21 protein-coding genes are annotated in these 22,760 nt (G+C 51.1%); 9 read left to right on the top strand and 12 right to left on the bottom strand.

Going from position 1 to position 22,760, the window contains the following annotated elements:
* Positions 1-845 precede the first annotated feature (845 nt).
* From MDHKLMBL_RS19785 to MDHKLMBL_RS19740, 9 genes are all read right to left on the bottom strand, one after another.
* On the bottom strand, positions 846-1,334 hold the full coding sequence (locus tag MDHKLMBL_RS19785; RefSeq protein WP_146083437.1) for a hypothetical protein: 489 nt from the start codon (positions 1,332-1,334) through the stop codon (positions 846-848).
* Positions 1,335-1,970: 636 nt separating this feature from the next.
* Positions 1,971-3,533 (bottom strand): hypothetical protein, encoded by a 1,563-nt coding sequence (locus tag MDHKLMBL_RS19780; protein WP_104272371.1) that lies wholly within the window; start codon positions 3,531-3,533, stop codon positions 1,971-1,973.
* A gap of 151 nt (positions 3,534-3,684) precedes the next feature.
* The gene (locus MDHKLMBL_RS19775; protein WP_104272369.1) at positions 3,685-5,364 is read right to left on the bottom strand and encodes a DUF4942 domain-containing protein; all 1,680 of its coding nucleotides are present in this window, start codon (positions 5,362-5,364) and stop codon (positions 3,685-3,687) included.
* 1,220 nt (positions 5,365-6,584) lie between these two features.
* Positions 6,585-7,748, bottom strand: coding sequence for a hypothetical protein (locus tag MDHKLMBL_RS19760; RefSeq protein WP_104272364.1), 1,164 nt, complete (start codon positions 7,746-7,748; stop codon positions 6,585-6,587).
* Between the two features lie 169 nt (positions 7,749-7,917).
* The gene (locus MDHKLMBL_RS19755; protein WP_104272362.1) at positions 7,918-8,280 is read right to left on the bottom strand and encodes a hypothetical protein; all 363 of its coding nucleotides are present in this window, start codon (positions 8,278-8,280) and stop codon (positions 7,918-7,920) included.
* A 99-nt stretch (positions 8,281-8,379) separates the two neighbouring features.
* Positions 8,380-8,790 carry a hypothetical protein gene (locus MDHKLMBL_RS19750; RefSeq protein WP_104272360.1) on the bottom strand — a complete coding sequence of 137 codons (411 nt, stop codon included), beginning with the start codon at positions 8,788-8,790 and terminating at the stop codon, positions 8,380-8,382.
* Between the two features lie 26 nt (positions 8,791-8,816).
* Entirely contained in the window at positions 8,817-9,176 is a 360-nt protein-coding gene (locus tag MDHKLMBL_RS19745) for a hypothetical protein (RefSeq protein ID WP_146083436.1), read from the bottom strand.
* 5 nt (positions 9,177-9,181) lie between these two features.
* Entirely contained in the window at positions 9,182-9,331 is a 150-nt protein-coding gene (locus tag MDHKLMBL_RS20930) for a hypothetical protein (RefSeq protein ID WP_158254300.1), read from the bottom strand.
* Positions 9,332-9,465: 134 nt separating this feature from the next.
* Positions 9,466-9,669 (bottom strand): hypothetical protein, encoded by a 204-nt coding sequence (locus MDHKLMBL_RS19740; RefSeq protein WP_146083435.1) that lies wholly within the window; start codon positions 9,667-9,669, stop codon positions 9,466-9,468.
* 156 nt (positions 9,670-9,825) lie between these two features.
* Between MDHKLMBL_RS19740 and MDHKLMBL_RS19735 the strand changes: the two genes are divergently transcribed.
* From MDHKLMBL_RS19735 to MDHKLMBL_RS19720, 4 genes are read left to right on the top strand one after another with little or no spacing between them, the layout of a single operon-like run.
* Complete coding sequence (locus MDHKLMBL_RS19735) at positions 9,826-10,542, top strand: nucleotide-binding protein (protein WP_099620033.1); 717 nt, start codon at positions 9,826-9,828, stop codon at positions 10,540-10,542.
* The gene (locus MDHKLMBL_RS19730; RefSeq protein ID WP_104272353.1) at positions 10,539-11,492 is read left to right on the top strand and encodes a ParB/RepB/Spo0J family partition protein; all 954 of its coding nucleotides are present in this window, start codon (positions 10,539-10,541) and stop codon (positions 11,490-11,492) included. Before MDHKLMBL_RS19735 ends, MDHKLMBL_RS19730 begins: the two co-directional genes overlap by 4 nt.
* Positions 11,489-11,902 (top strand): hypothetical protein, encoded by a 414-nt coding sequence (locus MDHKLMBL_RS19725; protein WP_091643549.1) that lies wholly within the window; start codon positions 11,489-11,491, stop codon positions 11,900-11,902. The genes MDHKLMBL_RS19730 and MDHKLMBL_RS19725 overlap by 4 nt, the downstream gene beginning before the upstream one ends.
* On the top strand, positions 11,899-12,504 hold the full coding sequence (locus tag MDHKLMBL_RS19720) for a hypothetical protein (protein ID WP_104272351.1): 606 nt from the start codon (positions 11,899-11,901) through the stop codon (positions 12,502-12,504). Before MDHKLMBL_RS19725 ends, MDHKLMBL_RS19720 begins: the two co-directional genes overlap by 4 nt.
* Before the next feature lie 33 nt (positions 12,505-12,537).
* Here the strand turns inward: MDHKLMBL_RS19720 and MDHKLMBL_RS21415 are convergent, their stop codons facing one another.
* Positions 12,538-13,176 (bottom strand): HNH endonuclease family protein, encoded by a 639-nt coding sequence (locus MDHKLMBL_RS21415; RefSeq protein ID WP_425269263.1) that lies wholly within the window; start codon positions 13,174-13,176, stop codon positions 12,538-12,540.
* A gap of 68 nt (positions 13,177-13,244) precedes the next feature.
* The gene (locus tag MDHKLMBL_RS19710; RefSeq protein ID WP_104272349.1) at positions 13,245-14,210 is read right to left on the bottom strand and encodes a DNA-binding protein; all 966 of its coding nucleotides are present in this window, start codon (positions 14,208-14,210) and stop codon (positions 13,245-13,247) included.
* A 349-nt stretch (positions 14,211-14,559) separates the two neighbouring features.
* Between MDHKLMBL_RS19710 and MDHKLMBL_RS19705 the strand changes: the two genes are divergently transcribed.
* From MDHKLMBL_RS19705 to MDHKLMBL_RS19685, 5 genes are all read left to right on the top strand, one after another.
* On the top strand, positions 14,560-14,883 hold the full coding sequence (locus MDHKLMBL_RS19705) for a type II toxin-antitoxin system TacA family antitoxin (RefSeq protein WP_104272348.1): 324 nt from the start codon (positions 14,560-14,562) through the stop codon (positions 14,881-14,883).
* A 127-nt stretch (positions 14,884-15,010) separates the two neighbouring features.
* Positions 15,011-15,358 carry a GNAT family N-acetyltransferase gene (locus MDHKLMBL_RS19700; protein ID WP_228715210.1) on the top strand — a complete coding sequence of 116 codons (348 nt, stop codon included), beginning with the start codon at positions 15,011-15,013 and terminating at the stop codon, positions 15,356-15,358.
* 932 nt (positions 15,359-16,290) lie between these two features.
* On the top strand, positions 16,291-17,604 hold the full coding sequence (locus MDHKLMBL_RS19695) for a replication initiation protein (RefSeq protein ID WP_241956280.1): 1,314 nt from the start codon (positions 16,291-16,293) through the stop codon (positions 17,602-17,604).
* Positions 17,605-17,696: 92 nt separating this feature from the next.
* The gene (locus MDHKLMBL_RS19690; protein ID WP_104272344.1) at positions 17,697-17,981 is read left to right on the top strand and encodes a hypothetical protein; all 285 of its coding nucleotides are present in this window, start codon (positions 17,697-17,699) and stop codon (positions 17,979-17,981) included.
* Between the two features lie 181 nt (positions 17,982-18,162).
* A complete protein-coding gene (locus MDHKLMBL_RS19685) occupies positions 18,163-21,636 on the top strand; it encodes a class I SAM-dependent DNA methyltransferase (RefSeq protein ID WP_104272341.1) in 3,474 nt (1,157 codons plus the stop codon).
* Positions 21,637-21,687: 51 nt separating this feature from the next.
* On the opposite strand, the gene MDHKLMBL_RS19680 is transcribed toward MDHKLMBL_RS19685, so the two are convergent.
* Positions 21,688-22,545, bottom strand: a complete 858-nt coding sequence (locus tag MDHKLMBL_RS19680; protein WP_104272339.1) for a WYL domain-containing protein — start codon at positions 22,543-22,545, stop codon at positions 21,688-21,690.
* Positions 22,546-22,760: the final 215 nt, after the last annotated feature.

The raw sequence follows: 22,760 nt of genomic DNA, 5'->3' as shown, positions 1-22,760 counted from the left end.
CGATCTGCGGGAAGCACTTCACCCTGCTTTTAGAGCGTGTGGCACAGCCACTCGCTCCTGGAGGATCGTCTTAACAGTCGCGAAGCGTCTGTTGATCCGACTTCGGGGGCCCCGCGATCAGCGAGGATCCTTTACCGGCCGGAGGTCGGAAGCGCGAGGGATACGGAGGGCGTCAGTCCCGCCAACGGCGGGATGAGCGAATAGCGAACCCGGAGAAGCCCGCCCCGAAGGGCGCGTCTCTGAAGTTTCCGGCCGGAAATTCTCTGACTTTTTCTTAGAATCAAAGCTACACGGACCAGTAATATGTCCTCAGTCCGAGTCATTCGCTCTGTCTAGTGCAGTAAACCCCTCTTTAAACAAGCTAAAGATGTCCAAATTTGCAAAGCTTGTGCGGCAATCAGGCATAGAAGACAAGAGGCTTACTACTTGCGCGTGGGTTTTTTCGACATGTGAACCGTCGACCAAGTTTTTCACTAAAACCGACACATCGATAATTCCTTTGTCATCCAACGATGACGCCATGTTCGAAAATCTGCATAACCCGATCCTAATGTAGGCAGTGTCCTTTTGTGGGATTTTGTAAATTGTTTCACCTACTTCCGTCCCAAAACGCGAGCCCCCTTTTGCGAAAACTAAAGCACCTATTGGTTCGCGATAATATTTCTCAAGGCCTGCGAAAGCTGGATGTGCGTTCGTTGGAAGGTTTCCCTCGTATACGCGCAACGTCGCTTCAAGACCCGTAAGGTCCATTGGATATTCATTATGATTAGATATTTCTACGTCTAGCCAGGCGGCTGAATCTGTCTTCCTGATGTTGGAAGTAATAATTGGCTCAATCCAGCCGCCTATTCCTTTTCCGGCTTATACCCATCTATAAGTGCTGTTATCAAGGTGAACAACTCGCCTTTTTGTTCTTGGGTGAGACTGTCATCTTGTCTCAATGCCAAGAGTGGGCAAAGTGTCTGACGAAAACGCCTATCAGCTGCGGCCTCTCGGTCAGACATCGGAACCTCTTGTTTGACCGTTCCTTTTACCGATGTGGTCGAACCTCCCTTAATATTTCCGCTTACGCCGCCCGAAGCATTCGCGTTTTCAGAGAGCGAACCCTCGGCTTGGAGCTCAGCAGTCAACTCTCGGCCAGAGCTCACAACTTGCTCATATGTGAGGTCACGAGCCTGACGCTGCCAGCTCTCCATTGGAAGACCTGGACAGTGCGTCGAAAAATCGAATGATGTAGTTTCAATAGTTTCATCGGGCGTAGTCTCAGTACTTTGGGAGACGCACCCAAACAAGGCAAAACACATGGATAGGAAAATCAGAAAACGGTGATTCATCGCTTTAATCCCTTAAAGGTTCATTGAACTCGGCCAATGATCGATCGCTACAGCGAACTCCCGCGCTGATCCATGCCAATCTTATGTAGAATTAAAGCCAATTTCCTAGAAACGTTCAAGAAATAGACAATACTGAAAATTGTTTCCGGCCGGAAACATATCGGCGGGTTAGGATCCAAACCAGTCCATGAAGGATTTGTGAGTCTCACATTCAAGCGAAGGCTGAATCTCCACTGAGCCAAAGCCTCCATCAGGTGTAATCGCATATGCCGCCACTCGAAAGGCCTCCAGTCCGTTTGGGAGTATTGCAATCGTTTCAAACGACGATTGAGAGAGGACGACACAACGTCCCGAGTAATTGGGTGGCAAGTAACTGGTAGCAGCGGCGCCGCCTATTTCATCAGCGACCTGGGCGATTACGGCGCCGCAGAATTCGGGGCATTCCACTTTCACGATTGACCCTCTCGAAAACCATAGCCCTGGCAATGGGCCTCTCGATTAATCATGCTTTTCTTCCCTCAAAGGTCGCTTAACATCCCTATATGATCTTATATAATCATTGGAGAAAGTAGAACCTGGATGGTAGGCCTTCTACGACGTGACGCCGCTGAGTTTCCGGCCGGAAACTTATATCTATTAGATCCGGAATCGATTCCGGAATCCGAGACCTATAAGAAAGATAAGCGCGATTGCAATCAAGCCCTGGGCTGCCATCAAGGCATACAGTGCGGGTTCTGCATCCTCGAAAATGTTCCGAAACCCGATGAGGCGCAAAACACCCGCAGCAGGAAGAAACGGGAAGGTCCATGCAAACGAGAACAACAACGGTGACTCGATGCTATCGAACACATAACGATAGATAAGGCCAAAACCCGCCCAAATAAAAATGAGCCAAAGCATCGGTAGAGCTATCGATTGCCCATAGCTGGAAGTGCATTCATAAATTAGGTCGAGCGTATCCGCGAGAAACCTGCCAACTCCTTTCCTGCGAAAACGGTTAAATCGCATTTCCTCGGCGTGACACGTCAACGCCAGGCCATGATCCTTGTTAGCCTCTGCAAGCTCTTTGATTCGCTGCAGTTTGGCGCCCCTGTTGGGCTCCTGCCGCTTTTGCTTGCTGGTCATCTGGGAGCCAAACTCCACATCTGTAAGACTGAGGTGTTTTTGAAATTCAGTACCCACTAGATTTGGAACAGGTCCAAACTTCAGACCATTAATAAATAACGGGCCTTTAAAGGTGGATCCTCGAAAAGAGAGCTCGCTTGTAAACACCTCTCCGTCTTTTTGACTAAATTCCAGTATTCCAGGAAAGTGGGCCTGTTTGAATACCACCTCACCAGGGCCAAGATCACTGAAGTTTAGTTCTGTTATTGCGCGCTCAGGAAATCTGGTAAACGCAAAGATCATATGCCCGCTTACCATGCCGAGCCCATCGAAGCGAAGCCGCCTGACTTCTTCGAAATTGGCATCGGTGAAGCGCAAATAGTTCTTCGTCCCTTCATGATCCGGGAATCCGAGTCGCAGGCCATTCACGCATACGTTCCCGCTTCGCCATTCCGTCTTTGTGAAGTCGACCTGAGACAGATTTGAAGCGCCCGCGAAGTCCAGCAGCAGGTCGCCTACATTCAGAATGGCTTCACGGAATGAAATACTTGTGCCCGTCGACGCTTTGATTTGGAAGTGGAATTTTGGACCCTGCATCACACAGCAGGAGTCAGCTTGCCCAGGTTTCTTAAATGGCCCAAAGCTCAAACGCTTCTCGCCTAAGTCTTGAATCTGAATCACGGCATTGTTGTAAAACCTCGCACCGTTAAACAGAACCTTGCCTTGGCCACTAAAGGAGCCCCCCTTGAACTTAAATACATCAAACGAGGATCCAGCAAAGGATAAGGTTCCGCTTCCAAAATGAGCGTCCTGGAACACGACAGCGCCTTGGAACGTCCCTGCAAACGTAATATCGCCATCGCCAAAGTCACACTCACCGAAATGCAGAGTCCTGGCGCCCCAGCCAATAAAAGGAAATTTCAAATCTCTTTGGCCAATGTCGCTCCGCAACTGCTCCCAATCCACCGCATCGAAGCAAATCTCGGCGCCATCTTTCGCTTCACGCTTAAGAGATTGGCTTGCTTCATCAGGGGTTCGACACTGCAAAATCGTCTGCAGGAGGGTTTGAAGCCTTTCGCCGCTGATACTTTCCATTTACTGTCCTTGTCCAAGTGGCGTGTATTTTAAGGTGAGTTTCCGGCCGGAAACTAAAAGGCCCGCGATCGCGCGAGCCTTCGTCTTTAGTCACCTTTAGCCTAGCAGGACCAATCCCTGCTGCATCCAATTTGTTTCCGGGCGGAAACTTTTACGGAAGCGGTGCTGCCAAAGCCAGCAATGCATCATTACCCAACCGCAAGTTCGAATGAAAGGCTGCTTGCGCTTGCGTCACAGAAATATCCATTTCGTCAGCGGCCTCCTGGGCATTTCGCACCCATCCTTTCAAGCGCCCGAATTCCACGTTCAACCGGCACATCAAACGCTGATTTACCTTCAGATGTAGCGTTCCCTTCTTGTGAGCCTTTGCTTCGAAAGCGACAGCTCTTTGCCCGGTCTTTCGGTCTGTAAAATGAAAAAGCACTTTCTGGCCGGCCTCCCATTCCCGCCGGCCCGCTGGCGCCTCATGCCTGGTCTCGAATCCCAGATTATTAGCAACGGTCATTAGATCGTTCAAAAGGTCTGCCACGGTAGAATCAAGGGTAGGGGACTGATCTCCAAAATACCCATAATCCAGCGCTTTCCAACACTCCAGGATAATCCGATGATCGAGTTTGTACCTTTCGATCTCGGGCGTGCGCCCGTATCGCCAGCCTTCCTCGGCAAACGTCTTGACGTTGGATTTGTAATTTATGACGTTGGCTTTCTTGGTCATTCGCTCCACGAGCTCAATCAGCTGGTCATCAAAGTATTGATTGCAGTTTTTAATGAGCCAGGCACAGAGCGCATGCACATTATCCGGCGTGAAATCGATGCTCATCGAGGCCTGTAATTTGTCCATAACCCTTTGCCTTGTCTTCGTAGCCAGCCGAGAGGTAACCGGCCGGAAATTCTCGAACAGCTCACGCCAATAAACGTGCTTCAGGCCCTCAATCTTGAGCTTCAGCCCTTTGGCCAGGGCTTCGGTGCTTACCCCGAGCTCCCCAAGCAACACCGGATCGAGGCCGCAGATCCGCTCATAATCCCCGACCAAATCCGATAGATCGTTTTGGTAAAAATCAGACAACGCCTGCACCAGACCGCGACTAGTGATTAACTCCCGGTCGGTACTGATAAGCTTCTTGGCTCTGGCCTCAATGGTTGCCTTTGGATCAAGATTGGAACAATCCGCGACCGTAGATTGAGGGGCAAAGTGTTGCTCAAACCAAAGATCAAACGGATCTACCCGCAACTCGTTAGACCGATAGCTCCGGCCACGATTGTGGCTGTGTTTATCTAAGCGGATTCGGACCACATCAACGACAGTGCGCGCGCGACGGTCGGCATCGGGGGTATCAAAAGAAAACTGAGCCAAAACTTCGGTTTCGGCCTTTCGACTTTCAATGGCAGACTGCAGAGATTTATCGTTCTGCCAACGTACCGGAATGATCAGGTAGATAAGCTTTGCGTTAGCTTCGCGAACGATCTTTTCTGACCAGGCTCCAAAGTGAGAGTAGGGCGGGTTCGAAAAGATCACATCGCATCGCAGATCTAAAAGCACCTGGGCGAATAGGTCAGTTCCAACAGTGACAATGCTTCGGTCCTGGCGCTCAACCAACATCAGACTCTTTTCAATGGCATATCGATCGCCGTCAGTCAGACGCATTAGGGCGCGCCCGTCCCCAGCACCGACATCAAGCGCCGAAAAGATAGGGTATTTGTCGCTGAACGGATCCGAAAGAATTGCCTGTATGTCCTTTCGGACAGCACTCAACATCTCATCGGTAGTGGGATAAAACTCGAAATCTTCGGAATGGTCTTTCAGTGCGGAAACAAGCGCAAGTGTACTCATGATGGGATTCTCCTAACTCGCCTCGACGCCGGCGAACGCGCTGCCAGCTAACTACTGGCACCCTCAAATACTCACATTTCTACCGCATTTTGTCAATCTTTGGGTATATCTTTAGTATCGTTCATAACGTCTGCTGCTATCCTGAGTCAGAAGGGTGAACGCATAGAGAGCGGCGATATGATTTCCAGGGAAGAGATGGCGCAGATTGAGCGGAGTTGTAGGCCTTACAGGGTGAAGATCAACGCATGGTCTGCTTCTTTAAATTCAGAACCTCGCTACTACATAAACCTCTATAGCATGCCGGCAGGGGTAGGGCCCTGTCGAACGAAGCTCTGGTTTACGGACGATAACCCAAAAGTGCAGATCGATGACCGGTATTCGGCGCTTGATCATCGATTGAGCTCCCAGATCCAATATGTCCAGCAGGCGATCAATCGGTTTTTTGAAGAAAACAAACAATCGCTCTTGCAGAGAAAAAGAAGCAACCCGAACCCTTTCTAGTTTTCGGGGGATCCGTTTCCGCCCGGAAACATGAACCGTTTGGCATGATCAAAACGTGCTACTGGCAATAAACTCGACTCCAGGTACACTCTGGCTATCTCGTTGGGTCGAGATGAGGCAAGGATGCCCGTTCACCGCAGTATGGTCTCTCGGGTGCGTCACCTGCTCAGTGGTGAGCCTGGCCGGGGGCACCCGGCACCAACCTCCTTTTTTTTGGGAGGGGCAGGGCAGGGCGGCTACCCTGATCTGTCCAGCCGGTCATTTTTGTTCCGAACCATCCGAACCATTGGCCGCCCCTTGTCCATTACGCCAATCACGCCTGTATCGATCGCCGCACCCACCATATATATTCCTGGTCCCAGCCTTTGATAAGGCTCCAGAATCATCCGCCTCCACGATGTTATATCCAGGAGCACAGCTGAAAACGATGGGAGTCTGCGGATGACATCCCGATCGGCAATGCCGAGCCATGATCTCACTTCAATCTCGTGGGCTGTGACCACACCAATTGGCTGGTGAGAGGCGTAAGCATTGAGGGTGGCAAAATAGGTGTTATGTCGTCGGCGGAATTCCACAATATCACTCGCTGATAAACTGTATAAATATACAGTTTATCAGGAGGGCTTTCGAGATGAAAAAGCTGGACGAAACGGGGAGCCAAGAATCGTAGTAAGTGCTTACTATTACTTAACTCGCTGTCCTGGCATGCGGGAACTGGATCAGGCGGAGCAAGAATACTGAGAAGGGGGTCGACCTTCCACGACTTGTCCCGTCTTGTAATCCACCTTCTGCGTCTCTTCCAAGTCGGTTTCGTAACGCCACCCGGGACCGTCGTTCGTCATTAGATAAAAGCTCCTGAAACAGTCATATCCACCCTCGTTCACCAGGCTCCCGGCAGCCCTGCAACTGGCTTTATTCGCAGCCTCAGATAAGTAACAATTTACTGAAGTACCCCGAATTCTGCCCACCAAAGCCTTCGCCTGTAGCTCTTTCTCGAATCTATCCCCAGCAACACCCCGCACCTTTGCACCCTCAACCGTCCTGAGGTTGCCTTTCAGCTCCGACAACACAGGATGAGCCTCATGGATCTGGTCGATTTCCAGCTCGTTCGCCACTTCCCAGCCATTCTGGCCCATGATGAACTGAAGCTTGACCAACCTTCGCTCGTCATTACCGTCCAGGGCCTCTAAACCAAAAAATGCGGTCGCCGGGTTAGCGGAACCGTTGGTATAGAGTGTCGTACCGAAGTCATTCAATACTGTGAGACGTTCATAATTCCGCCGGGTGTATCGTTTTGCCAGCAGCTTCAACGTGTCCAGACTTTGGTAGGTAGTATCTAACTTCCCCTGGATGACCTTGATATCGCCATATGTGGCGAAACCACTTCCTCGCAGCTCTGTCCCATGTTGTTCGGCGGTCAACACGATGGAGAAGGGTACTCCGAGTAGCTGAGAATCTCCGAACACCAGGTCCAGCTGATAGTTTCCCATCAGCGATTGGGTGTCAGGCACGCCTTGATCTTCAAGCTTTTGCTTCAAGCGCAGGTGCGGCACTAGGCCTGGCCCGTCCGATGGGACTTTGAACCCGTCGCCCGCCGGATTATCGTCAAACAATACGATTTCTGCAGAAAGATCAGCAAAAAAGTCTGAGCCCTGCCGCAACTCCAACGTACCTGATTTCAGGATGGCCTGTTCCACGGAGAATTGAACATCCCGAATTTTCCCAGATACGGGATCCTCAGTGCGCGTGGATGCCTGGGTTTTCTTTTCGTCGGGGGTTCGGTCAGACGCAGCCTGAGAAACCTGATCTGGCTCAGATTCACTAGTACATCCGAAGACTGCCAAAGCCACAAGGGCAATAATGATAGGTTTGAAGTTCTTCATTCAATTCCATCCTTAGACTTGATCAATTTTTGACTGCCGTTTTATCAGCAATAAAAACAGCTCTTTAGGTCCCATTTCCACCGATTTATCCACGAAAATGGCGAATAACTTTGCCCAGTAACAGCAAGAAAGCGGGGAGGGTAGGTGCTCTGAAGACGAAGCCCGAAGATCAGATCAGGGATCTTCCAACGCGCTCCTGGAGCCTTCGGTACCGCAGGCTTCTAAACTTTGGCAGCTCATTCACGAGCTGCTGAAATCGGCCAACCGTCCGCTCGCTCATGATCAGCCACTGACAGTCGAAGACGCCATGTTGGGTTTCGAGGAAAAGCTTTACGTCTGCTCTGGTCTCCTCAACCACTTTCACGAGTTCGAACTGTTCCACTGCGCCAAACGCCTCGGCCATCCCGTCCCCATGGGATTCAATCAACCGCACAGCATCACTCAGCGAAATAGCGCCCTCTTCATGATTGGACAGAGTTAGCGCAGCGAACCTTAAAAATCGGTCTCGGGCGAGTCGCTTCATCGTGTGCATTGTGTAACCCCCTTCCTTTGGTTTCTGACGCCCTGATTCCATCAGGAACAGGTGTAAAAAAATGCGGGTCAACACGGACCCGCATCACTAAGTTCCTTTTCAGCCCTGTGAGCGCTTCAACGCTGCCTTTACAACACTCAGTGGAGCAACACGATTCCCGCTGCCATCGAGACTGGCCAACAGGATGTTATTTTTGGGCGCTTTAGTCCGAATGCCGGCTATACGGAGCCGAAGCCCTGACAAAGTGATCTCGGCGTCCAGTGCACTCTCGGGCAGACCATAAAGCTCATGGAGGTCCAGGAAAGCCTGTCGCTCTTGCGTCATTACGACGCCGTCTTCACAGATGGTCGCAAGATTCAGCTTAAAACTGCCCGTGGTATCACCGTAGGTGGCACTTCCCGAAGTAATTTGCAGCCCAAGCTCTTTTGAAAGCTCGGCCAATTTCGCGTCCAGTGCCGGACGAATGACGTTTTTCAGGGTAGGGCGGTCGATAACATTTACTTGTGGCATAGGGTTTTCCTCGAATCAGAAGGGTATTAAAGATCGTTCGCGCAGTTGGCGGCTTGCAGGGACTGCTGATACAAGTAGTCGAAGTCTTCTTTCTCAAGATGTCTTCGAGCGAGCTCAACAAACACTTGCGAAACGGAGACATCGGCGCCTCCGCGGTGCTTCACCGCTTTACTGGCTTTGATGGCCTGATTTATCTCTGCCAGCTCTAGCCGTGCTGCTTCGCGCTGTTGCTGAAGCTCTTCGATCTCATTCCCAATTCGCCGCTTTACTTCGTCTGTTGCGCTCGACATCCGCGCTTTCAGGCGGCGCTTTTCTTCATCGAGGTTGCCCATCGTCTCTATAAGCACGAGCCGACGCTGGTGTAGATTTACGAATTTTTCGGCCATCACTTTCACGCCCCCCATGCCATATCGACACCTTCCCTGGCCACTCTCAGACGACCGCCTCGTGTCTCAATAACCAGGGTGTTTTTATAGACCCGCTTAACCTTGGCCAGCACTCGACCCAACCGGACCGTCTGACCCCTTTTTACCTTTTCCATCTAACTTACCTCGCTTTGCGGTAAACCAATTTGAATGCCATTTAAGCGTAACTTTATCGCCTTTCTTTGTCAATCTTTTTGTATATCTTTCAAGCCTAAAAAGATTAGATTATCTTTCAGAACAACAATAGCCGTCACCTGGAGTTTCCGGCCGGAAACAGATGATCCATGCTCAAAGAATCTTTATGTCTTTCCAGATGCTCAAGCGCCTGGCTCCTTGGAACAGAGGACTCAATGGGCAGGGGAACCACGTTGGAGCCAAAAGTCTTCTGAAACTGTTCGCCCAAATCGCCTTCGAATACAACACACCACAATCCGTTTCGCGTCACCAGATCCATCTCGAAACTCTCCAATTTCATATAGTTCTATATTAGATGGCACTATTTGATTCGAGTCAAAGTATTTTTGTTGAAAGTTTGACAAAAAAACCGGTAGGATGAGCCATTACTCACGTTCGCCGGTACTCGTGGCGACCTAACAGAAGGACCTACCCAATGGCGAAGCCCTTTGCCCCTAAGCTCAAACGCCCCATCAAAATTGCAGTAATCAACCGAAAAGGTGGCGTCGGCAAGACCAACACCACTATTAACCTGGCCTGTGAATTCGTGAATCGCGGGTACTCCACGGTGATCGCTGACACCGAGAAAGAAGGTGGTTGTGTCCACTGGCAAAGTTTGGCGGGTGATAACGCCAAAGTACCGGTGGTTGGAATGTATGACCCGATGATCAAGGTCAACATCAAAGCCTATGAAGGTTCCAACGACATCATCTTGATTGACACCGCAGGCATTATTGTTGATATGGACGATGAGGAAGACGGAAAAGCCAGCAAGATCAATAGCGCTGTTATGGCTATGGCAGACTACGTCATTGTTCCTCTGCAGCCCGCACCCGCAGACTTCCGCGCAACAGAGATCTGCGTGGAATCACTCAGCAAGATTCAAGAGTTTCGCGATGGAGCTCCGTTTTTCCGGGTTTTGTTGACCAGTACCCGCGCCAATGAAGATTTAACCAGGATGGCCTTGGAGTTATTCGGGGAGGACTACCCCTACCCAGTTTTCAAGACAACCATTCGTCGCTCTGAAGAGTTCAAGAAAGCCCACGCCTACGGCCAGGGCATCGTTGACTATGCCAAGCGATCGGAGTCTGCAAACGACATCCGAGACTTGGCCGACGAAATTCTGAAGGACCTGGATGAGGGCAAGGCATGAGCAAAAAGGCAGGCCTCAAAGCCGCTTTGGGTGGCGGCAGAAAAGAATCCACTGAGACCAGGGAAACTAGCAAACCCGTCGTTATTGCCGCGACTGGGGAACTTTGCCGTGTATTGATCTCATCTATCACCCCGGATCCTAACCAACCGCGCGAAACGTTCGATCCTAATTTCATTGATTCTCTAGCGCGCAAGCTCCAAAAGGACGGGCAGCATCAACCCATTACCGTGGTGATGACCGGACCTAATCAATACAAGATCCGCAACGGCGAAAACCGCTGGAAAGCTGCCCAAAAAGCCGGTTGGGAATATATCGACGCCATTGTTTATGAGTATGAGCCGGCGGAGCTTACCGCCCCAGAGCAGGCAGAAATTCTTCGGAAGCAGAAGTCTGACAACGATGATCGACGCCCTCTGACACCCTGGGAAGACATCAAAGCCTGTGCACGGTATGTGGAACTGTCCGGGAAAAAGCAGGGCGAGGCCGCAGAAGACTTGGATCTCTCGAAAACCGATCTCAGCAAACGCCTGAAGATTTTCAACGGTCCCGAAGAAATCCAGATGCTGGTTCGCGCTGAAGCGCTGACCAACCTGAACACCCTTGGCAGCCTGGTTGAATTATGGAAACTCGATCAGGAATACGCCGCGGCCGAAGCCCAGAAAATCCTTGAAGCTGGCCAAATTTCATCCGGGGCTGAACAGAAGTACGCCGCCAGGGTAAAAGCGCTTAAAGAGGGCAGGGAAGTACCAGGGTCCAAACCTGCAAAGAAAGAGCAAGAACCCCAGACGCCGAAACCAATGACGTTCTCGGCCAAGAAAGTGAATGTGGCCGAAAAGGGCGTGTTGGAAATTGAAGATGGGAAAGGCAACGCCATGCGCTTCAAAGTCCCAAGAAGCTGGAAGAAAGACTGGGAGAAAATCGGCGAAGCGCTGTTTGGCGGTAAATTATGAGCGATGAAACCAAAAAACAGAGGGTAGGGGATGGCCGCGTGTTCTTTGCGCACGTTTTGGCGGTTTTCGGGCCACAGGAAAGCCACGATGTCACCGCTCAACGCATTCTCGATATCGGCAGAGTCCGTTACGGTGCTGAGAGGGACAGTTTGAGAGGCAAACACCTCCGATCCTGGGCTGACGGCACCCGGATCGTTCCGAAATGGGCATACGCGGCCGCACTCGATCTGGCACTGGATAACGGATTTGAGCCAACCGATGACGACCAGGCCATCGCAACTTGGAAGACCTGGCGTTCCGAACGGCAGGAATTATCCGATGAGCAAGCCTTCACGGAGTTTCTGAGCTCTATCCCCTTATCCGACACACAACGGGCAGCTGTTCAGACATACGCGGGGTTAGGTCAATGAATATTCATCCTCAATCCTTCGCCAAGGCAGTAAGGGCTGTAAAGCCTTCTCCGGAACTGAAAGATCGCGCTTACCGCGTTCTAGTTGAAGGCGTACCAACTCTGGAAGTGTTTGAGCGAGACGCTCCAAATGCAGAGAGGGATTATCAGGTCCTTGTGGATCTGTTCAAGCACGCTGTGGCACCGACCGAACAACCGATGTTCACTCAATTGCAGCTTGTGTCGATCACCACAGAGTTTCGATACATCAAGTATTGGGTTTTCATGGCGTTGTCGCTTGTCCTGGTTGACGGCTATGGCATGTCCCAAGTCGGCCGTTTACTTGGAATGTCACGGCAACAAGTGAACATCGGGGTGACCAAAGCTAAGGAAAAGGCTTTGTATCTTGGCATCCTGGATGACGCGCCGGATCTGGAGACGATCACTGTGCAAATCCCGAAAACTGTCGCAAAGCAGGTGAAAGATTACGAGCACGAATTTGCAAGCGCCACCGTGAAAGAGGGGGCCCAGAAGCGTCCTGTTTTCGCGATTCTCAACAATGAGGATGCAGATCGGGTAGAGCAATTCATTTCTGAATTAAAAGCAGTGAAAGCCAGTGCATAAACAGGGGGTCGACATTGATTGTCGACCCCATTGCTACCCTCGACACTGTTCCAAGATTTCTTTAATTCTGGCGCTCTCATCAGGCTTTGGCTGTAGTCGATATTTCAATACGATCCTCGTGAATCTCGCCGTATAGCCACACCGGCCCTCTGGCGGCAACCACTCGTCCGGCCCCTTATCGGACTTTGATCGATTGAGGGAGGATTCTACGATAAGCACATTAGACGGATCGTTGGCAAAAGCCTCTCGTTTTTCAACGGACCATTCCGAGGCACCTCTTTGCCAACTCCATGAAAGCGGGACCAGGTGATCGGCATCTAGCTGGCGCGCATCCTGAATGACCTGATTGGTGAACGGGCTTATCCAACGCCCAAACACGACAGTGCATTTGGATTCGTCCTTAAATCGAACTGGCGCGGTAGAGCGCTCTACCAAGAGTTCGTGGCGGGTATTTTGGCAATCACCATCGTCATCCGCCCACCCGTTTCCATAGTGAGCACGACTGTAAACCTGGCCTTTGATTTCTTCCTGAGTAGCACTGGCTCCCTTGGGCAGGCGACCACCAGACTGCGTACACGCCTTGAGGGTCCGGAATCCCTGGTAGTTTTTAACAACTTCGTACCAAGGGCTCTGTGGATCATGGCAAATACCCGACCCGGACTTTTTGATCACATCGGCTGCCCCAACCAAGGGCAGAGCCGATAAAACTAAGATCAGTAGCCATGCAGGTCGGCACCCAATCACGATTTACCTCCCTTCTTTCTTGGATCCGAGGCCTTTTCTGGTGACCGAGATTCATTTCCTGGCTTTTGAGACTCGTGCACTTCCTCTTTGGTCTCTTTGTTCTGGGTTTCGTTGGCTGCCAGCCGGGTTTCCAGTTGGGTGACTAGTCTCTCGGCCTCCTTCTGGGCGGAGCGGGCTTCGTCACGCTCCTTCTTTCGTTCTTCCGATTGTGCGGCGATCGCTTTCTTTTCAGCCTCAAGCTCACGCAGCATCCCTTGAGCCTCCGACAACTGATGACTCAGCTTTGCTGCCTCTTCCTCACGGCTTTCTACTATCGTCGCCCAACCATCCCGCTGTTTTCGAAGATCAGCTTTGTCGCTCTCCAGGCTCTCATTAGCTTTTTTGAGACCTGCAACCTCACCCTTCAAATCACTGGCCTTTTCTTGCTCTTTGCTTAACTTCTGTTCCGAAACAGCAAGATCCTTTTCCAGCTTTACCAGTTTGTTGCCGAGCTCTTTCCGGTCATCATTGACTGACTGAAGCTCCTTTCTCGTGCCTTCAAGCGCTTCCTGAAGGCTTTGCACTTGCCCTTCTAGCTCGTCAAAGGCCGCTGTGGCATCAATCAGCTCTGCTTCCGCGCTTTGTTGTTGCTCCTTGGCCGACTTCATGACATCGGCTACCCGGCGCTCTGCGGTTTTAACAGCACGGTTGTTAAGATTGATCGCAAGTGTTCTGACCTGATCCAGGAATGAGCTGGTCATTTCATTCAGTGCTTCTTCAACCTCAACAGGCAGATCCTGGACGGGCTCGCTTTCAACAACCTCCTGGCTCTGGCGGTAGTCCTCCCAAACCCTCACCAATCGCGACGGGTTGCCGCCCCCGATTTCCTTTCTCAAGGCAAAACCGGTTACTCGCCGACCGGCGCCTAACAACCGCTTGGCCGCTTCGATGATTTGCTCGTCTTCAAATTCCGCAGGGCGCATATGAACCTCGAACTAGTAGGGATATGCATCAAGTATAGCGTTTTATAAGAAATAAACAAACAAACAAATAAACAAATAAAGAAATAAATTAAAGACAAAGAAGCCACGATGTTTTCGATGGAGCGCATCTTGGGCGCACAGATCAATCCGCAGCAATCAAATTGAACGCAGCGCACTGCTTGTGTGCCTAAACGTCACACAGATTGATTTTTGAGCAAGGGCAGAGTAGAGTAATGATGCTGGCAACAGTTAGAGGAAACAGGTTGTATTTCGTCGCACGCACTTGCCAAACCCGGGCTTTAAAACAGGGTCGCCTGAGCCAGCCAACGATAAATACTAGGAGCCAATCATGACCAAGCTGGGAAACGGATCTGCTGATCCGCGCCTTGTTGCGCGAGTCAGTCCGGAGATCCAAAAACACATAGCGCAAGCGGCTGAGCTCAGTGGAGTGACCTTGTCACAATTTGTGATTGAGTCATCCATGGACAGGGCAGATAAGGTTATTGAACAGATGACACGCATCAAGGTGACCGTTGAGACCGGTAACCGAATGCTGAGTCTGATGGATCAAAGACCTCGGAAACCTAAGTCAAGCAAGCTCATTCAGGACGCGCTCGATTACAGGGAAACGATAGATGCGAGCGAAACTTACACCGATTCAGAAGAGGCATAACCGCAGAGATTTTGACTGCGGTAATGAACAACTGAATAACTATTTAGCTAACAGCGCGCGGTCATCCGACTCCAAAAGGATGACAAGGACATTTGTCCTGGAAGATCCAAGAGACTCAAATAGGGTCATGGGTTTTGTGACGCTGACTCCCACCACAATCGACATTCCAGATGAGTGCTTTGCCGGCCGTAAACTTAAGAGTCCGGTACCCGCTCTGTTGCTCGCCAAAATGGCCGTGGATATCCGCTACAAGGGGCAGGGGTGCGGTAAACGTCTTTTTACCTACTCGATCATTACCGCAGCTGAGATTTCAGATGCCGTAGGTGGCGTAGGCTTGGTTATTGATGCCAAGGACCAGGATGCCAAAGCGTTTTACCTTGATAGGGCAGGTGACGACCTTGAGATCATCGATGAGACCGGCCTGAAGCTGTGGCTCCCGATAGGCGTATGCAACTTCATTGCAGGCATGGCGTAGATCGCTCGTCGCTTATCACTGGTCTGCAGACCGTATTGCTTTTAGAGAGAATCTATCTTTGAAAGGCAATGCGCTCCAGCTAACGGGGTCCTGGAGACCGGGGCAGCAGTTACAACGGCATCATCCAGGTTGCCGGTCGCTGGTGTGCCTGTATAAGAGATAGAAGTCCATAAGCCATGTTTGCACTATTTCCTATTTATGTAGTTATGTTTGTTTCTTCTCGAAAAAATCCAGAAGAAACATGATGCTAGAAAAAGAAAGGCAACCTGAATGAAGATTCAGTACCTTCGAGACGGTCTGAAGCAACTCAATGACGGGGAAATTGCCGTTCACTGACGTTTGGCGGCAACTTAATGACGGCGATAAACAACCAAATGATGCCGGCAAGGGAATTTCCCTGGAGGCGGGTTCTTGGCAGTCATAGACTGGGAGGGGCAACCAAATGACGGCGTTTCAGAGGGGTGCAGAGCGCTTTCAGAGTCAGCTTCACAGAGCCCTATAGGCTGCTTAACCCTGATTTCATTGGTTTTCAGGGTAATAATCGGCAACCGGATGACGTTTTGGGTCGACTAAAGCAACCTGATGACGGTCAAATCAGAGAGCGCAGGCAGATTTAAAAGCAACTCGATGACGGTCGAACGCACTTTTCCTGAACCACACGCCGCAAAAGGCAACCTGATGACGGTAGGGAAACGACACAAGCCCTCGAAAAGCAACTCAATGACGGTAATCACGCCGGTTTGGGCAACTCAAAGACGGTCTTTCCAGGCTGAACCTCGGAAATTACAGGGTCACTCAACGTGGCGAGACACTTCAGGCAACCTGATGACGGCCTGAGGTGGAAGATAGGTGCAATAAACATCGATAACATGACCATATTGCACGAAAATCAGCCAGCTTTCCTCTGATCAACTATTCACGGCGTCATTTGGTTGCCTCAAAACCGTCATCAGGTTGCCTTTGACCATCCTTTGGTTGCTTCTGACTTTGTGCCCTTGAAGCGAAATCAGTTGGGTGATATTTGTTCAAACCATCATTTCATCTATATGGGGCTCACCGTGGGTCAAGCAGCTGAAGCCAGTCACCAGCTGGATTTAATTCCACTGAACGAAAACACCCCAAAACTGCGAGTTGCCAAGGCCAACGCACTCGTTGAGGCGCAATTCGAGCTCACCAGCCAAGAGCACAAACTTCTTTTGGTTGCCATGGCACAGATCCGCAAGGATCAGACCCAGTTCCATGAACAGGTTTTTCAGGTACAAGATCTGGTCGAGCACCTGGAGCTGAATCCGAAAAACGCATACCGAGATCTGCGCCGGATTTCCAAAGGGATTATGAGTAAGCAAGTCACCATCCGGAACGACGATACCGGGGAGTGGCGCATGTACCAGTGGGTTTCCAAAGCCTACTGCGAGCGAGGGACATTCGGCATCAAATTCAGTGAAGAGCTCAAGCCCTTCCTTATTGGCTTGGTCGGACGCTTCACTCTGTATGAGCTTGGTCGAATTCTTCGGATGAAATCGAATTACGCGATCCGACTCTATGAGCTCTTCCAGCAATATCGCAAGTTCGGCAACCGGGTGGTGGGCCTCGATCCCAAATTGGCTGCACGCAACGGCTGGGACAACTTTTCCAAGTTGATGGGTTACAACCACGAGACATACGAGCGGTTCGCCAATCTCAACCAGAAAGTACTTCAACCGGCGATTGCCCAGATTGAGCAGTTCACCGAGTTCAAAAAGGTCTACGTAAAGAAAATTAAGCACGGCCGTAAAACGGTTGCCTTAGAGTTCGAGTGGAAAACCATCGACACTCTAGAAGATCTGCCTAACCACCCTCTTTATTCGGATCTGAGAGCACTCGGCGTCACCGACGCAACTTGCAGAGAAATCTTCTCTAAGTTCGATGAGGACCGAATCGTAAGAAACTTGGCCCTGGCCAAAGCTCACCATCGGTCTCAAACCCTGAGCAATCCTGCAGGGTGGTTCGTCACTGCAGTAAGAGAAAATTACGCGGATCCGGAATTGCCCCTGGACGCCATTGCTCAGGACCAAGATCCAAAGACCGAGTCTACAAAATCGAAGCCTGAGCATCCGCTGTTTCACGATTGCGCAACTCCTGCAGAATTCCGTAATTTGGTTGCCGCTGAAAAGGAGAGGGGAGAGAGGTTCTCCAGCTACTCCGAATTTTTGAACTACTCGGTCAATCAACAGGTGGAGAGATACCAAGGCTCCAGTACTGATTGATCGTCGTGCAACAAGGCCAGAGGGATAACTAGGGCCAACTTACATTCAGTGCAGATCCACGGCCGTGCCGCAAAGACTAAGGATTGAAAGAAATGACTGACGAACTCAACTGGAAAAAATTCCAGTTCATTACCGAAGTGCAAACGGCACTGATTAACAATGCAATTAACCTCAGCCTGGAAAGTAGTGCGAAAGAGCGCCGACACATATTCTCTGCGACGGGCACACTCATTAATATGGATGACGCCTTTTACGCTGCCGAGCGAATTCCACATAACATGACTGCTCATGAGGCGGCGAGCGAATTCGTTGGATTCGTTTGCGAGAACTTACGCGAGCAAGGGGACACCGTACCCAGCTGGTTCGCTCGTGACTGACCGAAGTGGTTCATGACATAGCTGTGAACCGACCCATCTTGCAATCCAACTGTTTCTCATCAATATTCGCGATTTCAAATTGAGTTTGACACGCTGGAGAGTGGAATGACTCTGGCGCTTCGCGTAACCCTCTCCAGAAAGGGTAATATCTTCTGAACCTGTGTCTTAAGGAGTAGTAAGCTTGGATGCGATCGCAACCTCTTCCGCTGTAAGCAGTTTTCTCGAACGCTGGAAAGGCAACTCGGGGAGTGAACGCTCAAACTTCCAATCGTTTATGCGCGATCTTTGCACGCTCCTAGATCTTCCACTCCCTGACCCGGGGGAGGGCGACACCAGTCAGAACTCCTACGTTTTTGAGCGGTTTATCGCCTCTCCGCGAGTCGACGGCAACACTGAAAGCAGATACATCGATTTGTACCGTCGAGATTGTTTCGTTTTGGAAGGGAAGCAGACAGGCAAACAACTAGCCTCTCGCAGCCACCAGAATGCCATCAACGCTGCGGTAGCCCAGGCCGAACGATACATCAGGGGGCTGCCCGTCGAGGAAGTGGAGCATGGCCGTCCTCCATTCATCGTTATTGTCGACGTCGGAAATGCCATCTACACCTATTCGGAGTTCACCCGGACGGGCGGAAACTATGTGCCATTTCCAGACCCCAGACATTTTGAGATCCGTCTGGACGACCTGCACAAACCAGAGATCCAACATCGTCTTCGCCAGCTCTGGCTCGATCCCGACAAGCTTGACCCAAGCAAACACGCAGCCAAGGTCACTCGGGAAGTCAGTACCAAACTGGCAGAGTTGGCAAGATCCCTGGAGCGCAGCGGGTATGACGTTGAAAGGGTGGCCAGCTTCCTCAAACGATGTCTGTTCACGATGTTCGCAGAGGATGTCGAGCTACTGCCGAGAGAATCGTTTCAGAACTTGCTCGTAGACATTAAAGACCGGAATCCGGAGGCATTCCCCCATGCGGTTAAAGCCCTGTGGGATACCATGAATGCCGGCGGCTACAGCGAACGTCTAATGCAGACCGTAAAACGCTTCAACGGTGGTCTGTTCAAAAACATCGATCCCATTCCGCTGAACGCCAGCCAGATCCAGCTACTCATTGACGCATCGAGAGCGGACTGGCGCTTTGTGGAACCAGCCATTTTTGGGACGCTGCTGGAACGAGCCCTAGATCCCCGAGAGCGCCACAAACTCGGCGCCCATTACACGCCCAGAGCCTATGTTGAGCGTCTGGTAATGCCGACCTTGATTGAACCGCTTCGCGAGCAGTGGGGTGACATTCGAGGAGCTGCGGAAACACTTTTGCGTCAGGGGAAAGACGCTAAGGCGCTACAGCAGGTCCAGGCCTTCCATTATCAACTTTGCCAAACCCATGTCTTAGATCCTGCCTGCGGCAGCGCCAACTTTCTCTACGTTGCCCTGGAGCACATGAAGAGACTCGAAGGCGAGGTCCTGGGCTTTATTTCCGAGCTAACACAAGGGCAGGGTGTCTTGGAGAGCGAGGGGCTGACCGTCGATCCCCACCAATTCCTCGGATTGGAGCTAAATCCCCGGGCGGCCCAGATCGCTGAACTCGTGCTTTGGATTGGCTACCTGCAATGGCACTACCGGCTGAATGACCGCCTGGATCTCCCCGAGCCAATTCTGAAGGACTTTAAAAACATTGAGTGCCGGGACGCTCTGATCGAGTATGACAGCCGGGAACCGGAGCTGGATGATAACGGGCGACCAGTAACCATCTGGGATGGTATTAGCATGAAGGTCAGCCCAACGACGGGTGAGCTTATTCCCGATGAAACAGGCCGCGCCACTGTGTACCGGTACCACAATCCACGCCGAGCCGAGTGGCCGAAGGCTGACTATATCATCGGCAACCCGCCGTTCATTGGCGCATCAACGATGCGACGCTCTTTAGGTGATGGATACGTTGACGCTGTGCGCCAGGTCTTCAAAGGCGTGGTTCCGGATTCAGCCGACTTCGTAATGTACTGGTGGCATACAGCGGCCGAGAACGTAAGAAAGGGTAACGCTCAACGATTTGGGTTCATTACCACCAACAGTTTGAAGCAGACCTTTAACCGACGCGTATTAGAGCCGCACTTAAATGATTCAAAGATGCCATTATCGCTGGCTTTTGCGGTGCCGGATCATCCATGGGTAGATGGGAATGATGGTGCTGCTGTTCGGATTGCAATGACGGTTGGCGTTCAAGGAACACAACCAGGTTCCTTGAATCGAATTGTTAGTGAGATGAAATCTGAGAGTGAAACACGAAAAGTAGATATAGCGTCAGTTACCGGAAAGATCTTCTCAGATCTCACAATTGGCGCTGATGTGGCTTCAGCGCTACCACTAACTGCAAATTTAGGATTAACATTCCCCGGAATTGAGCCACACGGGAAAGCTTTTGTAGTTTCCCCCGATGAAGCTCGAGAGTTAGGCCTTGGAAAACGTTCTGGATTGGAAAGCCATATTCGCCCCTATCTGAATGGTAGAGATCTAACTGGTAAGCCTCGAAATGCTCTAGTGATCGACTTATTTGGTTTAGAAATCGATGACGTAAAGTTGCGATTTCCAGAAGTCTATCAATGGGTAAAGGAAAGAATAAAACCGGAACGCGATCACAACCCTCGACCTAGTCGCCGTGACAAATGGTGGATCTTTGGCGAACCTTGCCCAAAATTTAGGGCCGCTCTTCCGCCGCTGAGCAAATACATTGCAACGGTGAAGACTGCAAAGCACCGAACTTTTCAGTATGTGAGCTCTGACACGCTACCCGACAGCAAACTAATTGCCTGCACTTTAGATCAGCCAGAAATATTGGGGGTTCTCTCCTCCCGGGTTCATACCTGCTGGGCCACTGCTGCAGGAAGTGCGCTTGGAGTCGGCAATGATCCAACGTATGTAAAAACAAAAAGCTTCGAAGCTTTTTCCTTTCCTGCTCTGGACGAAGCAGCAGTTGCTCAAATTGGCAAGCTTGCAACTCGTGTTGATGCGCACCGAAAAGACCAACTAACTGAGCATCCTTCACTGACACTTACAGGCATGTACAACGTGCTGGAAAAACTACGCGCGAGCGAAAAACTCACCGACAAAGAAAAAACCATTCACCAACAGGGCTTAGTTTCCGTACTCCAAGAACTGCATGATGAATTAGACCATGCTGTTTTTCGGGCCTACGGTTGGTCGGACCTGGCCGAAAAGTTGGTAGGTCGCCCAGGCGCCACAACGCCGCTTCCAGATAAGCCGGGTGGCCAAGCGGAAGCAGAAGAAGACCTGTTAATGCGCTTGGTCGACCTTAACAAGCAGCGGGCCGAGGAAGAATCACGAGGCATCATTCGTTGGCTCCGTCCAGAGTACCAAGCTCCCGATGCCGTTCAAACGGCAGTAGATATTGCGCCGAAGACAGCCGCAGCCAAAGCGGAAGCCATCACCAGCAAAGGCAAAGCAACATTCCCGAAAGCCATTCCCGATCAGCTTAGAATGCTCCGTGAGGCTTTAGCCGAACGCTCGTACACCACCGAAAGTCTTGCCGAGCTGTTCAAACGGAAACCTGTAAAATCGGTTGAGGAAGGTCTCCAATCTCTGGTGGCTGTTGGTGTAGCAGAGTATGAAACGTCAACTGGCACATGGCACACCGTATAAAGCAGCACCCTGAGTTAGAGGTGAAAGCTGAAGTCAGACCATGCTTATTAACTAAAACAACACACTCGCCACAATATCAAGGTTGGCACACACTAGAGGCTGTTGCCGCGGGTTTTCTGGAATGTCTCCATTGGGGGAGACGTGATAGCTCGTCAGAACGTACTGCGCCATAGCGCGACGCGATCTGACGGTCAAACAACCCCGGTCCATACTGTAATCTGCGCGAACGAGCTGTTGTTCTTGTTCACTAAGCTCCGGGTTCGGTATCAGGAGTAAATCAACCTGTTGATGCCAGTCATGATCAGCTTCTCCCGTGATCGCATCGCCGGCTTTACCCACCAAAGCAATCGACTCGAACCTTCCCAGATGGAAATCTCGGTAGCTCTGAGTTTCTTCATCAAAGGCCCTGCAATGCCATCTCAGGCCAGAATAGGCGAGGGCATGCGGGTGTACCTTTCGGTCCCGGCCGCTCGGATGGTTCCATGAACGGTACCGGACCGCGATGATCTGGCATTCCTTGATCGCCTGAACGATTGTCCGGAACACACTCGGTTCGGGCTCAATGTGGGGCCGTGGACCGCAATCGAGCCAGTTTCCTCCGTTAAAAGATCCACTGTGCTCAGCAGGGAACCGCCGGGCGAAGTCGATATACTCACTGATAATGCCCCGAGTGCACTTCGGCGTAAACGTAGTAGTCGGTTTGAAGATCTTGCAGACCGAGTCGTACCACATTTGTCCCGGATAGGTTTCCCGGTAATCCTGAATGTATCGGGTGACATTTTCACGCCGGACGTTGAACAAGCGCCCGAGCCGTGAGGCGTTGCATCCCCCTTCCCAGTTCAGAAGTACTTCCATTGCCCGGTACCGATCCTGTCTTGAAAACTCCCGGAAATCGCTTTTATTTGCCATGCGCTGTCCCCGGGAAGATAGGAAACCACTGGTGAACTATACCTAGAGCCAGCATCCGCTCCTGCGTAAACCCTCTTTTGCGAGCTCCGAGGGAGTTATGGTGATTTCTGGTGTATGGAAGCAGGTTGAAGGGGTGGCGTATCCTGTTGGTTGATCACCGCGACGATCACAACCAACAGAGGAATGATACGCCATGTCCAAGTCTAACCTGCATG

This window comes from Marinobacter flavimaris (assembly GCF_002933295.1).
Classification (GTDB): domain Bacteria; phylum Pseudomonadota; class Gammaproteobacteria; order Pseudomonadales; family Oleiphilaceae; genus Marinobacter; species Marinobacter flavimaris.
Note: the sequence above shows the minus strand (reverse complement) of the source record. Positions and strands in the feature narration are given on the sequence as shown.

Excerpts from the sequence above, each read along its gene's own strand:
- MDHKLMBL_RS19785 (WP_146083437.1), bottom strand. The coding sequence starts at position 1,334 with ATGAATCACCGTTTTCTGATTTTCCTATCCATGTGTTTTGCCTTGTTT.
- MDHKLMBL_RS19780 (WP_104272371.1), bottom strand. The coding sequence starts at position 3,533 with ATGGAAAGTATCAGCGGCGAAAGGCTTCAAACCCTCCTGCAGACGATT.
- MDHKLMBL_RS19775 (WP_104272369.1), bottom strand. The coding sequence starts at position 5,364 with ATGAGTACACTTGCGCTTGTTTCCGCACTGAAAGACCATTCCGAAGAT.
- MDHKLMBL_RS19760 (WP_104272364.1), bottom strand. The coding sequence starts at position 7,748 with ATGAAGAACTTCAAACCTATCATTATTGCCCTTGTGGCTTTGGCAGTC.
- MDHKLMBL_RS19755 (WP_104272362.1), bottom strand. The coding sequence starts at position 8,280 with ATGCACACGATGAAGCGACTCGCCCGAGACCGATTTTTAAGGTTCGCT.
- MDHKLMBL_RS19750 (WP_104272360.1), bottom strand. The coding sequence starts at position 8,790 with ATGCCACAAGTAAATGTTATCGACCGCCCTACCCTGAAAAACGTCATT.
- MDHKLMBL_RS19745 (WP_146083436.1), bottom strand. The coding sequence starts at position 9,176 with ATGGCCGAAAAATTCGTAAATCTACACCAGCGTCGGCTCGTGCTTATA.
- MDHKLMBL_RS20930 (WP_158254300.1), bottom strand. The coding sequence starts at position 9,331 with ATGGAAAAGGTAAAAAGGGGTCAGACGGTCCGGTTGGGTCGAGTGCTG.
- MDHKLMBL_RS19740 (WP_146083435.1), bottom strand. The coding sequence starts at position 9,669 with ATGGATCTGGTGACGCGAAACGGATTGTGGTGTGTTGTATTCGAAGGC.
- MDHKLMBL_RS19735 (WP_099620033.1), top strand. The coding sequence starts at position 9,826 with ATGGCGAAGCCCTTTGCCCCTAAGCTCAAACGCCCCATCAAAATTGCA.
- MDHKLMBL_RS19730 (WP_104272353.1), top strand. The coding sequence starts at position 10,539 with ATGAGCAAAAAGGCAGGCCTCAAAGCCGCTTTGGGTGGCGGCAGAAAA.
- MDHKLMBL_RS19725 (WP_091643549.1), top strand. The coding sequence starts at position 11,489 with ATGAGCGATGAAACCAAAAAACAGAGGGTAGGGGATGGCCGCGTGTTC.
- MDHKLMBL_RS19720 (WP_104272351.1), top strand. The coding sequence starts at position 11,899 with ATGAATATTCATCCTCAATCCTTCGCCAAGGCAGTAAGGGCTGTAAAG.
- MDHKLMBL_RS19710 (WP_104272349.1), bottom strand. The coding sequence starts at position 14,210 with ATGCGCCCTGCGGAATTTGAAGACGAGCAAATCATCGAAGCGGCCAAG.
- MDHKLMBL_RS19705 (WP_104272348.1), top strand. The coding sequence starts at position 14,560 with ATGACCAAGCTGGGAAACGGATCTGCTGATCCGCGCCTTGTTGCGCGA.
- MDHKLMBL_RS19700 (WP_228715210.1), top strand. The coding sequence starts at position 15,011 with ATGGGTTTTGTGACGCTGACTCCCACCACAATCGACATTCCAGATGAG.
- MDHKLMBL_RS19690 (WP_104272344.1), top strand. The coding sequence starts at position 17,697 with ATGACTGACGAACTCAACTGGAAAAAATTCCAGTTCATTACCGAAGTG.
- MDHKLMBL_RS19680 (WP_104272339.1), bottom strand. The coding sequence starts at position 22,545 with ATGGCAAATAAAAGCGATTTCCGGGAGTTTTCAAGACAGGATCGGTAC.